This window comes from Staphylococcus sp. GW823-FHT05F06 (genome assembly GCF_058795495.1).
Map to the genome: position 1 here is coordinate 21,326 of NZ_JBXAHW010000006.1, position 17,539 is coordinate 38,864.

12 protein-coding genes are annotated in these 17,539 nt (G+C 31.5%); 5 read left to right on the plus strand and 7 right to left on the minus strand.

The window, feature by feature from the left end; genetic code table 11:
• The first annotated feature begins 57 nt into the window (after positions 1-57).
• On the plus strand, positions 58-2,916 hold the full coding sequence (locus tag AC1Q7N_RS05395) for a YhgE/Pip domain-containing protein (RefSeq protein WP_002456326.1): 2,859 nt from the start codon (positions 58-60) through the stop codon (positions 2,914-2,916).
• Positions 2,917-3,226: 310 nt separating this feature from the next.
• On the opposite strand, the gene manA is transcribed toward AC1Q7N_RS05395, so the two are convergent.
• From manA to AC1Q7N_RS05415, 4 genes are all read right to left on the minus strand, one after another.
• Entirely contained in the window at positions 3,227-4,177 is a 951-nt protein-coding gene (manA, locus tag AC1Q7N_RS05400) for a mannose-6-phosphate isomerase, class I (RefSeq protein WP_001831892.1), read from the minus strand.
• Positions 4,178-4,192: 15 nt separating this feature from the next.
• Complete coding sequence (locus AC1Q7N_RS05405) at positions 4,193-6,133, minus strand: fructose-specific PTS transporter subunit EIIC (RefSeq protein ID WP_001831840.1); 1,941 nt, start codon at positions 6,131-6,133, stop codon at positions 4,193-4,195.
• Positions 6,134-6,217: 84 nt separating this feature from the next.
• Positions 6,218-8,089 carry a BglG family transcription antiterminator gene (locus AC1Q7N_RS05410; protein ID WP_049371814.1) on the minus strand — a complete coding sequence of 624 codons (1,872 nt, stop codon included), beginning with the start codon at positions 8,087-8,089 and terminating at the stop codon, positions 6,218-6,220.
• 317 nt (positions 8,090-8,406) lie between these two features.
• Positions 8,407-8,541, minus strand: a complete 135-nt coding sequence (locus AC1Q7N_RS05415; protein WP_001831873.1) for a beta-class phenol-soluble modulin — start codon at positions 8,539-8,541, stop codon at positions 8,407-8,409.
• Between the two features lie 299 nt (positions 8,542-8,840).
• On the opposite strand from AC1Q7N_RS05415, the gene AC1Q7N_RS05420 reads away from it, so the two are divergent.
• On the plus strand, positions 8,841-9,620 hold the full coding sequence (locus AC1Q7N_RS05420; RefSeq protein WP_001831826.1) for a (S)-acetoin forming diacetyl reductase: 780 nt from the start codon (positions 8,841-8,843) through the stop codon (positions 9,618-9,620).
• A gap of 480 nt (positions 9,621-10,100) precedes the next feature.
• Here the strand turns inward: AC1Q7N_RS05420 and AC1Q7N_RS05425 are convergent, their stop codons facing one another.
• The 3 genes from AC1Q7N_RS05425 to AC1Q7N_RS05435 form a co-directional block, all read right to left on the minus strand.
• Positions 10,101-11,015 carry a DUF1672 domain-containing protein gene (locus tag AC1Q7N_RS05425; RefSeq protein ID WP_002487793.1) on the minus strand — a complete coding sequence of 305 codons (915 nt, stop codon included), beginning with the start codon at positions 11,013-11,015 and terminating at the stop codon, positions 10,101-10,103.
• A gap of 103 nt (positions 11,016-11,118) precedes the next feature.
• Positions 11,119-12,033: a DUF1672 domain-containing protein gene (locus AC1Q7N_RS05430; RefSeq protein WP_002470706.1), complete on the minus strand. Its 915-nt coding sequence runs from the start codon at positions 12,031-12,033 to the stop codon at positions 11,119-11,121.
• 204 nt (positions 12,034-12,237) lie between these two features.
• The gene (locus tag AC1Q7N_RS05435; RefSeq protein ID WP_002437921.1) at positions 12,238-12,738 is read right to left on the minus strand and encodes a hypothetical protein; all 501 of its coding nucleotides are present in this window, start codon (positions 12,736-12,738) and stop codon (positions 12,238-12,240) included.
• A 338-nt stretch (positions 12,739-13,076) separates the two neighbouring features.
• On the opposite strand from AC1Q7N_RS05435, the gene AC1Q7N_RS05440 reads away from it, so the two are divergent.
• From AC1Q7N_RS05440 to AC1Q7N_RS05450, 3 genes are all read left to right on the plus strand, one after another.
• The gene (locus tag AC1Q7N_RS05440) at positions 13,077-14,321 is read left to right on the plus strand and encodes an ArgE/DapE family deacylase (RefSeq protein ID WP_002437925.1); all 1,245 of its coding nucleotides are present in this window, start codon (positions 13,077-13,079) and stop codon (positions 14,319-14,321) included.
• A 432-nt stretch (positions 14,322-14,753) separates the two neighbouring features.
• The gene (locus AC1Q7N_RS05445; protein WP_002437929.1) at positions 14,754-16,277 is read left to right on the plus strand and encodes a M4 family metallopeptidase; all 1,524 of its coding nucleotides are present in this window, start codon (positions 14,754-14,756) and stop codon (positions 16,275-16,277) included.
• Positions 16,278-16,790: 513 nt separating this feature from the next.
• On the plus strand, positions 16,791-17,252 hold the full coding sequence (locus AC1Q7N_RS05450) for an arginine repressor (RefSeq protein WP_001831858.1): 462 nt from the start codon (positions 16,791-16,793) through the stop codon (positions 17,250-17,252).
• Positions 17,253-17,539: the final 287 nt, after the last annotated feature.

Sequence of the window (17,539 nt, forward strand, 5' to 3'; positions counted from 1 at the left end):
CATCTGTACGGAAATGTATTACAATAAAAAAGAATAATGATAATTAGGAGTGTGAAAATGAAAAACGCACTAAAACTTTTTATCACGGATTTAAAAAGAGTTGCTAAAACACCAGGTGTATGGGTCATCTTAGCTGGTTTAGCAATTCTTCCTTCATTCTATGCATGGTTTAACCTCTGGGCTATGTGGGATCCGTATGGTCATACAGGACATATCAAAGTTGCCGTAGTGAATGAAGACCAAGGTGAAAAAGTTCGTGGTAAGAATATTAATGTAGGAAATAAAATGGTCAAAACTTTAAAAAAGAATGATAGTTTTGACTGGCAATTTGTGAGTAGAGAAAAAGCCGACCATGAAATTAAGATGGGAAAATATTATGCAGGTATTTACATACCGAAGAAATTTACACATGAAATCACTGGTACTTTAAGAAAACATCCTCAAAAGGCGGATATAGATTTTAAAGTAAATCAGAAGATTAATGCCGTAGCAGCTAAGTTAACCGATACGGGATCGTCGTTTGTGATTGATAAAGCAAATAAACAATTTAACAAAACCGTAGCAACCGCTTTACTTTCTGAAGCTAATAAAGTCGGACTATCAATTGAAGATAATGTACCTACAATCAATAAAATTAAGAGTGCTGTATATCAAGCTAATAATTCATTGCCTAAAATTAATCAATTTGCAGACAAGATTATTGAACTAAATAAACATCAAGACGATTTGGATGCTTATGCTAATCAATTTAGAAGTTTAGGAAAGTATAAAGGGAATGTATTAGACGCTCAAGAAAAACTTAATGCTGTTAATTCGTCTATTCCGGCGCTTAATGAAAGGGCTAAATTGATACTTGCACTTGATAGCTACATGCCTAATATTGAAAGAATTTTAAATGTTGCTGCTAATGACGTTCCAGCACAATTTCCTAGAATCAATAGGGGTGTCGATATTGCAAGTGAAGGTATTGATGCAGCGAGTGGTCAGTTAAATGATGCAAAAGGTTATTTGACTCAAGCTAAAGCGAGAGTGGGAGACTATCAAGAAGCAGCTGGCCGCGCTCAAGATGTGAACAACCAAGCAAATCAAAATCTAAGAAATCAAACATCAACTACACCCCAAAGCGCTATAAAGTCATCGCATTCGGAAGGGAAGAGTCATTCAAGTATTAAAACAGTACCTGTGAGTCAATCAGGTGAGAATCAACCCGTTTATGGTGATAACATTTTATCTAACAGTGATGTAAAATCAATGAATACAGCTTTAACAGAAGCTTTATTATCATTATCTAATCAAACAGATCAACAAGCACAAGCTACCCAACAAGACATTAAGTCATTAAAAAATATAGCATATGGTGTTATCGCTTCAGATAAACCATCAGAGTTTAAAGAACCATTAAAAAATATAAAATCACGCTTAGAAAACGCATCTAAGTATAATCAACAATTTATAGATATCTTGTCAGAGTTGGAAAAAAGTGAACATGTTGATCTATCTAATGAAATTAAGCAAGTGAAAGAAGCAAACAATAGCATTAATGATAATTTAAAAAGTACTAATCAATTAATAGATGCATTGTCAAATGGTAGCTCCGGACAATTAGAAGCAGTCAATGTATTACGTGACTTACCTAACTTAAATAAAAGGTTAGATACATTACGAAATTACATTAAAAAAGAACTTAATCGTAATTTACTAGCTGTTTCTAATGAGATTACTGATCAACTTAATAAAGGTCAAAATACATTATCGACAATCCAATCTAAATTAAATACTATTAACCGAGTGATTAACGCTGGTCAAGATATTTTAAATAGCGGTAAAAAGAGAATTGATACGATTCAAACTGCATTGCCAGCAATCGAAAACGCATATATAAATGCAATGCGAACTGCACAAGCTTACTTCCCAACAGCTAAAAAAGATGTCGCGAAAGCTGCAGACTTTGTACGTAATGACTTGCCTGGATTAGAGAGAGAATTAGCTAATGTAACACAGTCTGTAAACCAAAAAATACCATCTTTATTTAGTCGTTATGATAATGCTGTAGATTTATTAAACGAGAAACAGCCTCAAGCAAAAGAAGCACTTGCTTCGCTTGCCGATTTCTCAGAAAATAAATTGCCAGATGTTGAGAAAGACTTGAAAAAAGCAAATAAAATCTTCAAAAAGTTAGATAAAGATGATGCTGTAGATAAGCTAATAGATACATTGAAAAATGATTTGAAGAAACAGGCAGATATTGTTGCTAACCCTATTAATAAAAAAACGACAGATGTGTTCCCAGTAAAAGACTATGGTTCTGGTATGACGCCGTTCTATACTGCATTGTCTATTTGGGTTGGAGGATTATTAATGGTCAGCTTATTATCTGTAGATAACAAACATGAACACTTACAACCTATTATGACGAAGAGACAAGTGTATCTTGGTAAATCTGGTTTCTTTTTCTTATTAGGTATCATACAGGCATTAATAGTATCTATCGGTGATTTAGTTATCCTTAAAGCATCGATAGAATCACCGATATTATTTGTCTCTATTGCCGTGTTTAGTTCTCTCGTATTTAATTCGATTATTTACACATCTGTATCATTGTTAGGTAACCCTGGTAAGGCTGTTGCTATTATCTTACTTGTGTTACAAATTGCTGGTGGAGGAGGTACATTCCCAATTCAAACAACGCCAGAATTCTTCCAAGCGATATCTCCATATTTACCATTCACGTATTCTATCGACGCATTACGTGAAACAGTTGGAGGTATAGTTCCAGAGATACTGATTACGAAAGTGATCATTTTAGGTTTATTCGGAATCGGATTCATGGTTGTAGGTTATTGCTTGAAACCTGTGACTGACCCTATTATCCGTAAAATTGCTGAAAAAGCTGATGAAAGTAAAGTAACTGAATAAGGATCAACGATTTTACTTAATTAATGTTAGAACAGTACGATTTAAAATGATACTTACAGGAAAACATGTTGTATTGTTCTTATCTTAGAAAGATAAATTAAAAAACGGTTATTCACCTTAACAAAAGGTGGATAACCGTTTTTGTTTATCCTAAATTTAACAGTGACAGATTTTATTGCTATAGAAACAGGCACTGTTGTAATTATCGATGCTTCTCTTATATGAAAGAAAAATATATGATTAAGTCAGTTCAAGCAACATGATGTTTTATTCAATTGATTTAAATTAAAAATTGATGCAACCCGTTTATTTAATATGCCTCATCTTTACTAAAACTGACTATTAAATCCATATTACCAACAAATTTAATATATTGATCTTCAGAAGTTAAAATAAAATGATCGCCCTTATCGATTTTATATACTTTGTTATTGATTGAAACTTGCCCGTGGCCGTTAATCATTGACACTAGGCAATAAGTGTGTGGTTTTTGAAAATCTAATATGTCTTTGATAGACCATTCTTCAACCGTAAAGAAATGATTGGCAACAAATTGAGTGTGACAATTGCCATTTATCATTTCAGTCTTAGGTGTTGTATTAGGTTCAGTTGTAGTGATATCAATAACATCTTTACTTTGGTTTAAATGTAATTCACGCGTATGACCATTTTTATCTTTTCTGTCATAATCGTATATACGATATGTTGTATCTGAAGATTGTTGAGTTTCCAAAATGAGGATTCCGGAACCAATAGCATGAACTGTACCGGCTGGTACATAAAAGAAATCACCCGGTTTAACAGGTACATGTTTAAATAAATAGTCGAATTGATGATGATCAATCATATGTTCAAGTTCATTTTTACTTGTAGCATTAACACCATAGATTATTTCAGCACCAGGTTGAGCGTCTAAAATATACCAACATTCAGTTTTACCGTATTCGCCTTCATGTTTAAGCGCATATTCATCATCAGGATGTACTTGTACTGACAAACAATCATGTGCATCTAAAATTTTAGTGAGAAGTGGAAAATCTTTACGTGAGTCATTTCCGAAAAGTGCTTTATCTTCGTCCCAAACTTGTTTTAAAGATTTCCCCTTATGTTTTCCGTTGAGAATTGTGTTAGGACCGTTTTTATGTGCGGAAATTGCCCAGCATTCGCCGGTAGAATTATTCGGAATATCGTAGCCAAATTGAGTGAGATTGGTGCCACCCCATAAACGTTCTTGAAATACGGGTTGAAGAAAAAGTACCATTTGTCATACGCTCCTTTATATCTCTTTTAAAATATTAAATATTTCATCACGACTTTGAGCATGAATTAACTCATCACGCGTATTATCTTTCATGAGCGTTCGTGATAACCGTTGTAGCAGTTTTAAATGTGTATCGTTATTATCATTGGGAACTGCAATAAGAAAAATGAGCTGAGGATTTGATTCATCTAGACTTTCCCACTCTACACCTGCTTTATGATTTAATACAGCGACGATAGGACGTTTAACTGCATGAGATTTAGCATGTGGTATTGCAACGTTCATTCCGATAGCAGTTGTTGACTCAGCCTCTCGTTTAAGGATTGCGGTTCTTACCTCTTCTATATTCGTAATGTAATGACGATGGCATAACTTAGTAAGTAATCTATCAATAGCTTGATCTCTTGTCATTGGTTCCTTGGTAATTTCAATGAGTGATTTATCGAACACCATATGATGTGAGAGTTGTTTGCTGTGATTAATAGATTGGTCATCAGAAAATACATTTTCAGTTCCAACAGAAGTATCATTTCCATTATTGCTTTTTGCTATAGCAGGGGTGTGACGCTTAAATAACAAGACTGTGAACATGGTTACTAAGCTTCCAACGACAACAGCTATAAAGAACCATAAAATATTACTTATTCCACCTAGTACAGCGACAATAGGACCTCCATGAGCAACTTTATCACCGACACCTCCAACCGCCGCTATTACTGAAGCAATCATCGCGCCAATCATATTGGCTGGAATGATTCTTAGAGGATCTTGTGCAGCAAAAGGGATTGCCCCTTCAGTAATACCAAATAATCCCATCGTAAATGATGCCTTACCCATTTCTTGTTCTGCTTTATTGAATTGGTGTTTACGAACAAATGTAGCTAAACCTAAACCAATCGGTGGTGTACATACTGCTACAGCAACCATTCCCATCACAGTGTAGTTGCCTTCAGTAATTAATGCAGAACCGAATAAGAATGCTACTTTGTTTACTGGACCTCCCATATCAAAAGCAATCATCGCGCCAATAATAAGAGCAAGAATAATGATGTTAGCACCTTGCATTCCTTTTAACCATGATGTTAATGCACCAAATATATTTGAAATTGGTGTGCCTATTACAAATATAAAAATGAGACCAACTATTAAAGAAGATAGAATAGGTATAATAATAATAGGCATAATAGGAGCCATAGCTTTAGGAACTTTAATCTGTTTAATCCATTTTGCAATATAGCCCGCTAAGAAACCTGCGACGATACCACCAAGGAAACCGGCTCCTGCTTCACTTCCATATAAACTACCATCAGCAGCAATGGCACCACCAATCATACCTGGAACAAGACCAGGCTTATCAGCAATACTCACCGCGATATAACCAGCAAGGATGGGAACCATGAATTTAAACGATAAACTACCAATATTTTCAATAGATTTCCAAAATGAATCTTCGGTGATAACTAATCCTTTTGGAGTGGTGTGTCCTCCAAGAGTTAAGGCAATAGCTATGAGTAAACCGCCAACGACGATAAATGGAACCATGAAGGAAACACCATTCATTAAATGCTGATATACCATTTGAATATTACTTTTATGAGGTTCTTCCTGGTCTCTAGATATATTTGAAGAAATATTTTGATCATGGTAAATTTGTGCATCTTGGTCAATCACACGTTGTATTAATTCCTTGGGTCTATGAATACCTTCACGTACACTTTCATTGATGAGAGGTTTACCATTAAACCTTGATAAATCTACCTGTCTATCGGCAGCAATGATGATTCCATCAGCTTCTTTGATTTCTTTAGAAGTGAGCACATTTTCTGCTCCGACGCCTCCTTGAGTTTCAACCTTAATATCAACGCCCATATCTTTTGCTGCTTGTTCTAATTTTTCTTGAGCCATATATGTATGAGCAATTCCATTTGGACATGATGTAATTGCAAGTATTTTCATAGTATGCACGCTCCTTTTCCTAACAATAATTGTAAACGCATACATTTAAGCATAAAAAAGAATAATTGCCGTCAATAGTGGCAATTATTCTTTAAAACGTGCATACAAAGTGTTTTTTAGTTGTAAATCATCTAAAAGACATAATTGATGGATGTCATCTTCTTCTAATTGAGCAATTGTTTGTATAATTTTACGGTTAATATTTAAATCTTTTTTACTCATTGCTAAAAAGAAAACAAGTTTAACTTCATGTTGTTTCCATGTTATAGGTTGAGAAGGTTTAAATATAATCATGTGTGATTTCAGTACTTTTTCAGGGTTGCCGTGTGGGAGTGCTATCCCTTTACCTATATATGTTGAAGATTGTTTTTCGCGATCTATGGCACTTTCTATATAGCCATCTAGAGTTGCATGATGATAATCTAAAATTTCTTTGGATTTCTCAAAAATTGGAAGAATGTGATTTGAATGATTCATTTTGAAATTGGACTCAACACTCAACTGAATTTTTGATAATATATCATCTTTTGATAATGGGTTTTGCATGTCTTTTACAAAGAATTCGATTTTTTTAGCATCTTCATCTGAAAATAAAGGTGATACTTGTATGACTTTAGGTATTTGTAAAAGTTGACTTGTATCAAAGTCGTGAGTAGTAATTAATAAGTCAATCCCTTCAAAATGATAGTTGTTAATATCTTCAAGTTTTAATGTATCTACGATCTGTATTGCATGATTAAGTTGTTTGATTTTCTCAGCAAGCAACGTTGAAATGCCTAAGCCATAATAACAAGCAATTACAACATGAATATGTGATGACTTATGGCGTTCGATAGAAGACTGAAAATGTATAGTTAAAAAGGCAATCTCATCTTCGCTTAATTGGATATTGGTATCTTGTGATAATTGTCGAATACTATCATATAGTGTATTAAAGACAAAGGGATATAGTCGTTTGATTTGACTTGTTAATGAATTATTTAGATAAACATGACTCATTAATCGCAAATATGTACGACTAAAGTGGACGTTCATATTATCTTTTAAAATTGTATCTTGTGAAAAGGGAAAACCAATATGTTGCTCCATTAATTCAATGAGTCGATCGATATAACTTTGAATAAATAGTTGTTGGATCCCTAAATCAAACTTATTGAAATGGTAGCTAATAAAAAAGGAAAAGCATTCACTTGTTTTATTGTTAAGTTGATATCCAAGGGTTTCATTGATATCTTTTATACACTTTTTCGCAATAGTTAAAGATTCTGTATCAGTGCTCCAATCTTCTTCCTCTGGTTGAGAATGTTTGATAATTAAAATTAGATGCACAAGTAATTGTTGTATTTTATTTTCAGAAGTTGATAATTGATGATTATCTATATGCTTTGAGATAATTTGTTTTATTTTTCTAGTATGGGCTTGAGGTAACTCTTGTAAAATAAGGTTTTCAACTTTAAAGTCATCGTCTGTAAGTTGATTGATATGAAGTACAGCATTACTGATACTCGTTGTACTCGCATCGATCATGATACCTTGCTTCTTTTTTATTGATAAATAAATATCAAATTTTATAGCCCACGTTTGTATACGTGTTACATAATCAATCACTTTTGATTTTGTTAAATGGTAAGTTGAAGATAGCTCTTTGATAGTGAATGTATGCTTTTCCATAAATAACCTATAAGCAATTGTGATAAGCAATTTATTCTCTTTTACAATAACTGACTCTAAAGCAGATTGTATCTCATCAGGTGTATAAAGACATGTATTTAGCATATAACCTTTAGATTGTACACTTAAAATTAATTCATTTAGAAATGTAGTATGTATAGTTTTAATATCATTACGTATAGTTCTATTAGATACATTTAACTGTTTGGCAATATCATGGCCACTTATATACGTATCTGTATAATTTAATAACAATTTGATGAGTTTGATTTGTCTATCAATCACGATTAATCACTCTTCTTTATATAAACTTTGAGAAAACGCTTTAATAATTTACTTTAATTCTATTATTAAAATTGAGCACAATCAATATGAGGGAAGATGATGAAGTATTAGAATAAATGATTTTATCAGAGAAATAGAGGGCTAAAATGATAAATTCTAAAAAGGCTATAGAATTAGTATTTTAAGATGAATAGTATAGTCACTTGTTCAACTTAATTAGCATCTACAAATACAATAAAACAAGGCAAGGACACGAATATATCCCAGCCTTGTTTTATTGTATTTAGAAACAATGAGGTTTCATATGCTATTTTGAATTAAACAAATTTTAAAACTTGGTCAACGATTTTTGCAACTGTATCTGCAATACCGAATCCCATGTCTACCCAATCTTGTTTTACGTGTAAACCAGCGTTTACAGCGTTATGTAATGATTCAACGATACCTGACATAATATAATCCTCCCTTGTTGTTGTTTGTGATACGCTTACATAATTATTTCTAACATACACATAGATATATGTAAATGGAGTTGAGAAATTTTAACAAATTCTTTAAAAACAAAATAAAATTGAGGGCTATGAATTCGAAATATTGTGACTTCTTATAATTTGATTTATTGCAATAGATAAACATTGAAAATTTAAATGTTAATAAAATTGTGCATTTATTCACAATATATTCACATCAAATTGCGTAAATTATGATAATTTAAATATATAATCTTAAGAAATATTGAGGAGTGGTTTTGTTGAGTAACTCAAAAAAAGTAGCCGTTGTCACAGGTGCAGCACAAGGTATTGGCTTAAAAATTGCTGAGCGTCTATTTGAAGATGGATATAGCATCGCGCTTGTAGACTTTAATGAAGCGGTAGCTAAAGAGTCAGCTGAAAAATTATCAAAAGAAGGGCAAGAGGCAGTTGCTTTTAAAGCAGACGTTTCAAATCGCGATCAAGTATTTAGTGTGTTAAATCAAGTCGTTGAACACTTTGGCGATTTAAATGTCCTAGTTAATAATGCTGGTCTTGGACCAATGACACCAATTGAATCAGTAACACCTGAACAATTTAATCAAGTTGTAGGTGTTAACGTAGGTGGTGTATTCTGGGGTATCCAAGCTGCAATTGAACAATTTGATAAATTAGGACATGGCGGTAAAATTATCAATGCCACATCTCAAGCAGGTGTTGAAGGTAATGCAGGCTTATCTCTATACAGCAGTACTAAGTTTGCTGTTAGAGGATTGACTCAAGTAGCAGCACGTGATTTAGCTGAGAAAAATATTACAGTCAATGCATTTGCACCTGGTATTGTTGAAACACCAATGATGAAAGGTATCGCTGAAAAACTTGCTGAAGAAAACAACCAACCAATGGAATGGGGTTGGAAACAATTTACAGATCAAATTGCCTTAAAACGCTTATCTAAACCTGAAGATGTAGCTAATGTAGTAAGCTTCTTAGCAGGTAGCGATTCAGATTATATTACTGGCCAAACAATCATCGTTGACGGTGGTATGAGATTCCACTAAGATAAATATCAATGAGATATAAAAAAATTGAGTAAAGTTAATTCTAGAGAATTTAACATTTCTAGAATTAACTTTTTTAAGTATAAAATATAACAATCTTCCATCCTGTAAAAATAACTTAAGCTATTTAAGGTGCTTTAACTTATTAGAAAATGGTCAATATTTATTACAACAGGTATACGCTCAGAAAAATAGTTACTCTCAAATCTAGAAATGATATGAAATCTAGCAATTGCAATTATTAGATAATCTTTAGGTGAACAAAGATTGATACTTTGATTTGTTCATTGCTTTATCATTTAAACAAACATAATGATTTTAATTTTTATTAATATACATCTTAGTTAGCACCAACTGCTACTATAGAATTTGATGTGGATTCATCATCGTAAGAATCAATTTTTACCATTAACTGTAAATTTTTTATTTTTAGTATTTTGATATACCCAAAAGCCATTTATTTCAGCTATATCCATATCATTAATTTTTAAATCCGTCATGGTGGAACACCCCATACTCATTAATTTGATTGTTATTTATGTTTGGATCGTTGATTTTTAATTTGTTATTGCTAAATAATAAGTGGAATGTGAAATTATGTGGAATAGATGGCTCTTTTCTTATTTCTTTAGCCATGGATATACTATTTTTTCTAATGATTTTTTCGTCATATTCATCAAGAGTACTGAAAAGTGTAGTTGTTATTTCTGTATTAAGATACGTATCTTTTTTAGACTTTAATTGTTTCATATGCTTTCTAAAATCATCGTTACTTTCTTTAATTAAAGGTTCAAAATGTTTTCTATAATCTCGTAATTTCGTGGAACTAGTAGTAATGTAAAAGTAATTATTTTGATAACCTATATTTTGAGTTTTAGTTATTGCTTCATCGGTGAATCCAGTATAGTGATATTTATCTTCTTTATCTTTGAGGTATTTTTCTAAGTTATCCATTTTTTCCTTATTTGCTCTATACTCAAAACCGCTTAACACAGTTCCTACCATATCACTCATAGTATCTCCATTATCATTGCTTCGCATGGAGCCTTCTTCATGTATTGCTTCCTTATCAAAAAGGATGCTTGCATTAAACACAATGTCATGATCATCGCAATGAACGTAGACTTCGACGCCATCACCACTTCCTACAACATTTGTGGCTTTAACATTAAGGCTAAAATTATCTTTAAAAAATTGTTCGCCAAGTTTTTCGTATTCTTCACGATGTTTTTTCGCGTGTGCGATAGCACTTTTTTCAGCTACTGGTTGGAAACCTTGACCTTTGTATTGACTTGCGGGAATTGATTGTGATGCATAATTTTCTTCTTCATTCATTGTCGAACAACTTCCTAATATTAGTGTTGAAACGATAATTGTGGCGATTATTTTTATCATGATACACCTTTCTTTACTAATATTACATCTTAATTAATATGAAATACATTATTTAAATCAAGCCCAAAAGCTATTTAATTCAGCAATATCTCTATCATTGATTTTACTCATGTTTATGCACTCCATATTCTAATGGGTTATTAGCATCATAAAATGCGCGTGTAGAATTAATTTTTGGCTCACTTAATTGTAAAGTTATGTTTGTGTTTTCAGGTTTTTCTTTGTAATGATATAAATCATCACTTAAGAATAATAAATCTTTCTTAGAGTTATTTTTAGTGAAATCAGATTTAGTACTGAATAATGTTGAAACAACTTCAATTTTGGCTTTGAAATTTGTTGCTTCATTTGCTTTTTTCATGCCTTCTTTGAAATTCTTAGAATCTTTTTTTATTAAAGGTTCATAATATTTTCTATAATTATTAATATTAGTAACGTTACCTGCTAAATAATAATACTCATTTTGATATCCAACATTCTGTGTCTTATGTATTGCTTCTTTAGTAAAACCGGTATATTGATATTTTTCTTCATTGTCTTTAAAGAACTTTGTTAAGTTATCATATTTTTCTTTTTGTGCTTTATATTCAAAACCACTTAACACCGTTCCAACCATATTACTCATGGTATCTCCGTTATCATTGCTTCGCATGGAGCCTTCTTCATGTATTGCTTCCTTATCAAAAGGGATGCTTGCATTAAACACAATGTCATGATCATCGCAATGAACGTAGACTTCGACGCCATCACCACTTCCTACAACATTTGTGGCTTTAACATTAAGGCTAAAATTATCTTTAAAAAATTGTTCGCCAAGTTTTTCGTATTCTTCACGATGTTTTTTCGCATGTGCGATAGCACTTTTTTCAGCTACTGGTTGGAAACCTTGACCTTTGTATTGACTTGCGGGAACTTCTTCAGGAATTGATTGTGATGAATGTTTTGCTTCTTTATGCACTGTGGAACATCCTCCAATTAATAATGTTGAAACGATAATGGTAGATATCAGTTTTCTCATGATACACCTCAATATAAGATTAGTTACTTTAGTTTTAACTTAATTTATAAATTATATAAATGGAATTTATAAAAGTGTTGAACAAATATAACATTTTTCACATATTAGATATATTGATTTTATAGCAATTTCAAACATATTCGAATAAAAAAATAAAAAGCTTACACAATGTAATTTGATACATGCATAAGCTTTGTCATATGATTAACGATTTTTATTTTGATTACCATTTGTTCCATGATTTTGATTGTTGGAATTATTATTTGAGTTGCCATTTTGTTGTGAATCAGATTGATTATTATGTTGTGACGACTGTTGTGGTGTTGATTGTGCTGGTTGATGATCTGATTGATTAGTTTTGTTCTGATTCGGTTTCTGTTTGTTATTTTCTGAAGAGTTATTTTTATTTGAACCAGACTGTTGATTATTATTTGGGTATTGATGGTAGTTAGGTTGTTGTGCTGGTTGTTCAGTACCTGATTGATTATCGTTGTTATAGTCATTATTTGTTGGTTGAGTTTGGTCTTGGTGTTGATTAGTATCACGATTTTGATTTGAAGTATCATTTTGTTTGTTTTTGCGATTGTGTTCTATTTTTTTATCATTCTTATTAGAATTAGTATGGTGGTTAATAGCTGCATATAATGAAAAGCCTAATGCACATATAAGAATGATTACCACTATTGTAGCTAAAAATTTTTTCAAAGCGTATATCCTCCATCCTTTTTATCAATTATATTTTATTATAATCCTTTTTTTATTGTAAGTAGAATTATTCTATAAGTTACAAAAGAAATTCTATATTTATTCTTCTATTAGTAATATATTACAAGCTAGAATTATCGTTTAACGTCTAAGCATGATGTCATGATTGAACCATTATGCTTGTTATAATCATTTAATATAAAATATGACTTTAACAATGAATGGTATATAAGTATTGTAAGGTAAACAATATAGATAAATGAGATACATTATAGAATAAAAGTTATACTTACATTGTTAAATTAAAAGTTTTACAAATTAAGAAAGGTGGAATAACGATGAGCGTATTATCTAATGAAGAAAGAGTTAAAATCTTATCCGATATAGTCTCAATAAAAACTGTAAATAGCAATGAATTAGAGGTTGCACATTATTTTAAAAGACTATTTAGTCAGTATGGAATTCGTTCACATATTGATACAGTTACAGATGGTCGAGCAAATTTAATAGCAACTGTTGGTTCAAGTCAACCAGTTATAGGAATATCTGGTCATATGGATGTAGTATCTGAGGGGAATCATGATGATTGGACGTATGATCCTTTTACACTCACAGAGAATCAAGGATATTTATATGGTAGAGGTGCTGCGGATATGAAATCTGGATTAGCAGCTTTAGCCATTGCTCTTATTGAAATTAAAGAAAGTGGTAAGTTAACACAGGGAACTATTAAATTCATGGCAACAGTGGGTGAAGAAATGGAACAATCAGGTTCGCAACAGTTGTTTGAAAAAGGATATGCTGATGATTTAGATGCCTTACTCATAGCAGAACCATCATTTCCTAGTTTGGTGTATGCACATAAAGGTTCAATGGATTTTAGAATTAAATCTAAGGGACGTGCATCACACAGTTCAATACCATTTTTAGGACAAAATGCTATTAAACCATTATTAGAGTTTATTCAAAATATAAATCAAGAATATGAAAAAATTATGCAAACAGTAAAAGGTGAGTCCTTAGATTTTTCAAATATGATTAATAAATTAGAGAATCAATTACCTAGCCATATAACAAAGGAAAAGGCACAAGAGCTTATTCAAGGACTTGTTATGACTAATAGTATTGTTCAAGGGGGAACACAAGTTAATTCAGTACCTGATTTTGCAACAGCTGAATTTAATGTACGCACAATACCAGAATATAATAATAACAAAGTTAAAGCGCTATTTAATGAATATATAGAGCAAGCAAATCACAATGGTGCTAGTTTGACTCAAGAACTTTATCTTGATTTAGAACCTGTAGTAACAACAGGTCAAAATCGCTTGGTAGAGCTAGGGTTTGATATTGCAAAAAGCCATTTTTCTAACGAAAGAGATTTAATCATTACTCCTACTGTAGCAGTTACTGATGCTTCCAACTTATTAAAAGGAAAAGATGAAAATTTTCCATTTTTAATGTTTGGCCCAGGAAATGGACCTCATCAAATAAATGAGTGCGTAGAAAAAGCCAATTATTTAGAATTTGTGGAATACTATATAGAGTTTATCACTTCATATTTAAATGAAGAGAATGAGTAATAAAGATGTGACGTTACACTCTCCAAGTAGAATTTAAAATATTCAACTTGGAGGGTGTTTTTAATATAACATCGTAAAACTAAACAGTATTTAAAAAATACGCCGTACCATATTGTTCTAGAATTGTTGATTCTTCAGAAAGTGACGACTTTTTAAATCTATTTCTCAAAATATAGCATTTGAAGTGAAACGTTTTAACTATTTGATATAAAAATTAATTTTATTTCATTTTAATTAACTTGAGTGTATTATAACATTAATTCTAAATTTAAACTTTAACATAATTTTTTTAAGTATTGTACAAATTATTTATACAAAAAAATTATAAGTGATGATTATGTGAATTAAATGAAATTTTCATTTACTTTTCAGAAAATTTTAATTACTATTATATAGTAAGTTGTTTTTCATTAATTTATAGGAGGTAATAAAATGAAGAATTTTTCTAAATTCGCACTTACAAGTATTGCCGCATTAACTGTGGCAAGTCCTTTAGTCAATACGGAGGTTGACGCTAAGGATAAAGTATCAGCAACTCAAAACATCGATGCGAAAGTAACCCAAGAATCTCAAGCAACTAACGCATTGAAAGAGTTACCAAAATCTGAAAATATAAAAAAGCATTACAAAGATTATAAGGTCACTGATACTGAAAAAGATAACAAAGGATTTACGCATTACACATTGCAACCGAAAGTGGGCAACACGTATGCACCAGACAAAGAAGTAAAAGTTCATACGAATAAAGAGGGTAAGGTAGTTCTTGTCAATGGTGATACTGATGCTAAGAAAGTTCAACCTACGAATAAGGTAGCGATAAGTAAAGAAAGTGCCACAGATAAAGCTTTCGAAGCAATAAAAATTGACCGTCAAAAAGCTAAAAACTTAAAAAGTGATGTCATCAAAACCAATAAAGTTGAGATTGATGGAGAAAAAAATAAATATGTTTATAACATAGAAATTATTACAACTTCACCAAAAATCTCTCATTGGAATGTGAAAATTGACGCTGAAACTGGTCAAGTGGTTGATAAATTAAATATGATCAAAGAAGCAGCTACTACAGGTACAGGTAAAGGTGTACTAGGTGACACGAAACAAATTAATATTAATAGTGTCAGCGGTGGTTATACACTACAAGATTTAACTCAACAAGGTACACTTTCAGCTTACAATTACGATGCGAATACTGGTCAAGCTTACTTAATGCAAGATAAAGATAAAAATTTTGTTGATGATGAACAACGTGCAGGTGTAGATGCAAATTATTATGCTAAAGAAACGTATGACTATTATAAAAATACTTTCGGCCGAGAATCATATGATAATCAAGGTAGCCCAATTATTTCAATCGCACATGTAAATAACTTCCAAGGTCAAGATAACAGAAACAATGCAGCTTGGATTGGTGATAAAATGATTTACGGTGACGGTGATGGACGTACATTTACAGCGTTGTCTGGTGCAAATGATGTTGTTGCACATGAAATTACACATGGTGTAACACAGCAAACTGCTAATCTTGTTTACCGTTCTCAATCAGGTGCATTAAATGAAAGTTTTTCAGATGTATTTGGTTACTTCATTGATGATGAAGATTTCTTAATGGGTGAAGATGTTTACACACCTGGTGTAGGCGGAGATGCCTTAAGAAGTATGTCTAATCCAGAGCGTTTTGGACAACCATCTCATATGAATGATTTTGTTTATACAAATTCTGATAACGGAGGCGTACATACGAATTCAGGTATTCCGAACAAAGCAGCTTACAACACAATTCGTAGTATTGGTAAACAACGTTCTGAACAAATTTATTATAGAGCGTTAACTGTTTATTTAACTTCAAATTCTGATTTCCAAGATGCCAAAGCATCATTACAACAAGCAGCATTTGATTTATATGGCGACGGTATTGCTCAACAAGTAGGTCAAGCATGGGACAGTGTTGGCGTGTAGGCGAACCGTTTTAAAATAAAAATATGTTAACAAGTATCTAAAAATGAATTTTTAAGAGCCTTAACAAAGAAGAAGTAATGTTAAATATTTACAATTTTTAAAGCCTTAATCGAAATGAGTGTTGACTTAATTTCGACTCAGCCTGAGACAAACTTAACTGTCTCAGGTTTTTTATTTCATCATAATAGTGAACTAAAATCTTCAGGAATTTTTAAACTAATACAAAGCCGCTTACTTTACCTTGAGGTAAGACTACGGTTTGTCTAGCGTAAGTGTGACTGCATAGTAATGAGTATAAAAAACCTAATAAGAATAAAAGGGGAAATATAGATAAAATGATAGTTAAATAAACAAATTAATTTTAAATTTGAATGTATGTTTACGTACTTTGTCACAAACGACATAAAAATTCTTATAATTATCAACAATAAAATGATAAAGTATAATTAAATAAAAAGAAATTTTAATTTATAAATTAAAATAAATTAGTTATCTATAGGAGTTGATCATTCAATGAAAAAGAGTAAACGACAAGATTTAGTAACTATGATTGTTAAGCAAAATCACATTTATAAAAAAGCAGATATTATTGATTACATTGATGATCACTTTGGTGTACGTTATAGCATGACTACTATTGCGAGAGATTTAAGAGAACTTCATATTTATCGCCTGCCTGTGAAGGCAAATCAATATGAATACAAATTACTTACGCAACAATCTCAATTAGACTCAAGAGTAAGACTAAATGATTATATAGAAACAGAAATTATTAACACTATGATTAAAGAATCGTATATACTAATAAAGACGACACCAGGATTTGCACAAAGCATAAATTATTATATTGATCAGTTACAACTGAAAGAGATTATAGGAACGATAAGTGGTAATGATACAATTATGATTCTTACACATTCCCAGTCTATAGCTGAATATGTCTATTACAAAATATTTAATCATAATTATTCATAAAAATTTATAAAGTTGTCCATTATAAATATAACCTGGTAAGCGTATACATCGTTTATCAGGTGTTTTTTTAATTCAATAAATATGAGTGTTGTTATTTGACTAAGTATTCAAATTTATGAATAAAAAACTTTTATTCATAAAGATGTAAAGGTTCATATTACTCAAATATTCATTTTTTCAACGAAAGTATGCAATAGTAATGTATATTCAAACACAATTATGTATTGAATAACCAAATGTTGCGAAACTTTTTACATTTAGCATGTGATAATCATCACGAACTAAGT

Bases quoted from the DNA above. Each gene is read 5' to 3' on its own strand.
- AC1Q7N_RS05395 (WP_002456326.1), top strand. From the start codon at position 58: ATGAAAAACGCACTAAAACTTTTTATCACGGATTTAAAAAGAGTTGCT.
- manA (WP_001831892.1), bottom strand. From the start codon at position 4,177: ATGGTACTTTTTCTTCAACCCGTATTTCAAGAACGTTTATGGGGTGGC.
- AC1Q7N_RS05405 (WP_001831840.1), bottom strand. From the start codon at position 6,133: ATGAAAATACTTGCAATTACATCATGTCCAAATGGAATTGCTCATACA.
- AC1Q7N_RS05415 (WP_001831873.1), bottom strand. From the start codon at position 8,541: ATGTCAGGTATCGTTGAATCATTACATAACGCTGTAAACGCTGGTTTA.
- AC1Q7N_RS05425 (WP_002487793.1), bottom strand. From the start codon at position 11,015: ATGATAAAAATAATCGCCACAATTATCGTTTCAACACTAATATTAGGA.
- AC1Q7N_RS05430 (WP_002470706.1), bottom strand. From the start codon at position 12,033: ATGAGAAAACTGATATCTACCATTATCGTTTCAACATTATTAATTGGA.
- AC1Q7N_RS05440 (WP_002437925.1), top strand. From the start codon at position 13,077: ATGAGCGTATTATCTAATGAAGAAAGAGTTAAAATCTTATCCGATATA.
- AC1Q7N_RS05445 (WP_002437929.1), top strand. From the start codon at position 14,754: ATGAAGAATTTTTCTAAATTCGCACTTACAAGTATTGCCGCATTAACT.
- AC1Q7N_RS05450 (WP_001831858.1), top strand. From the start codon at position 16,791: ATGAAAAAGAGTAAACGACAAGATTTAGTAACTATGATTGTTAAGCAA.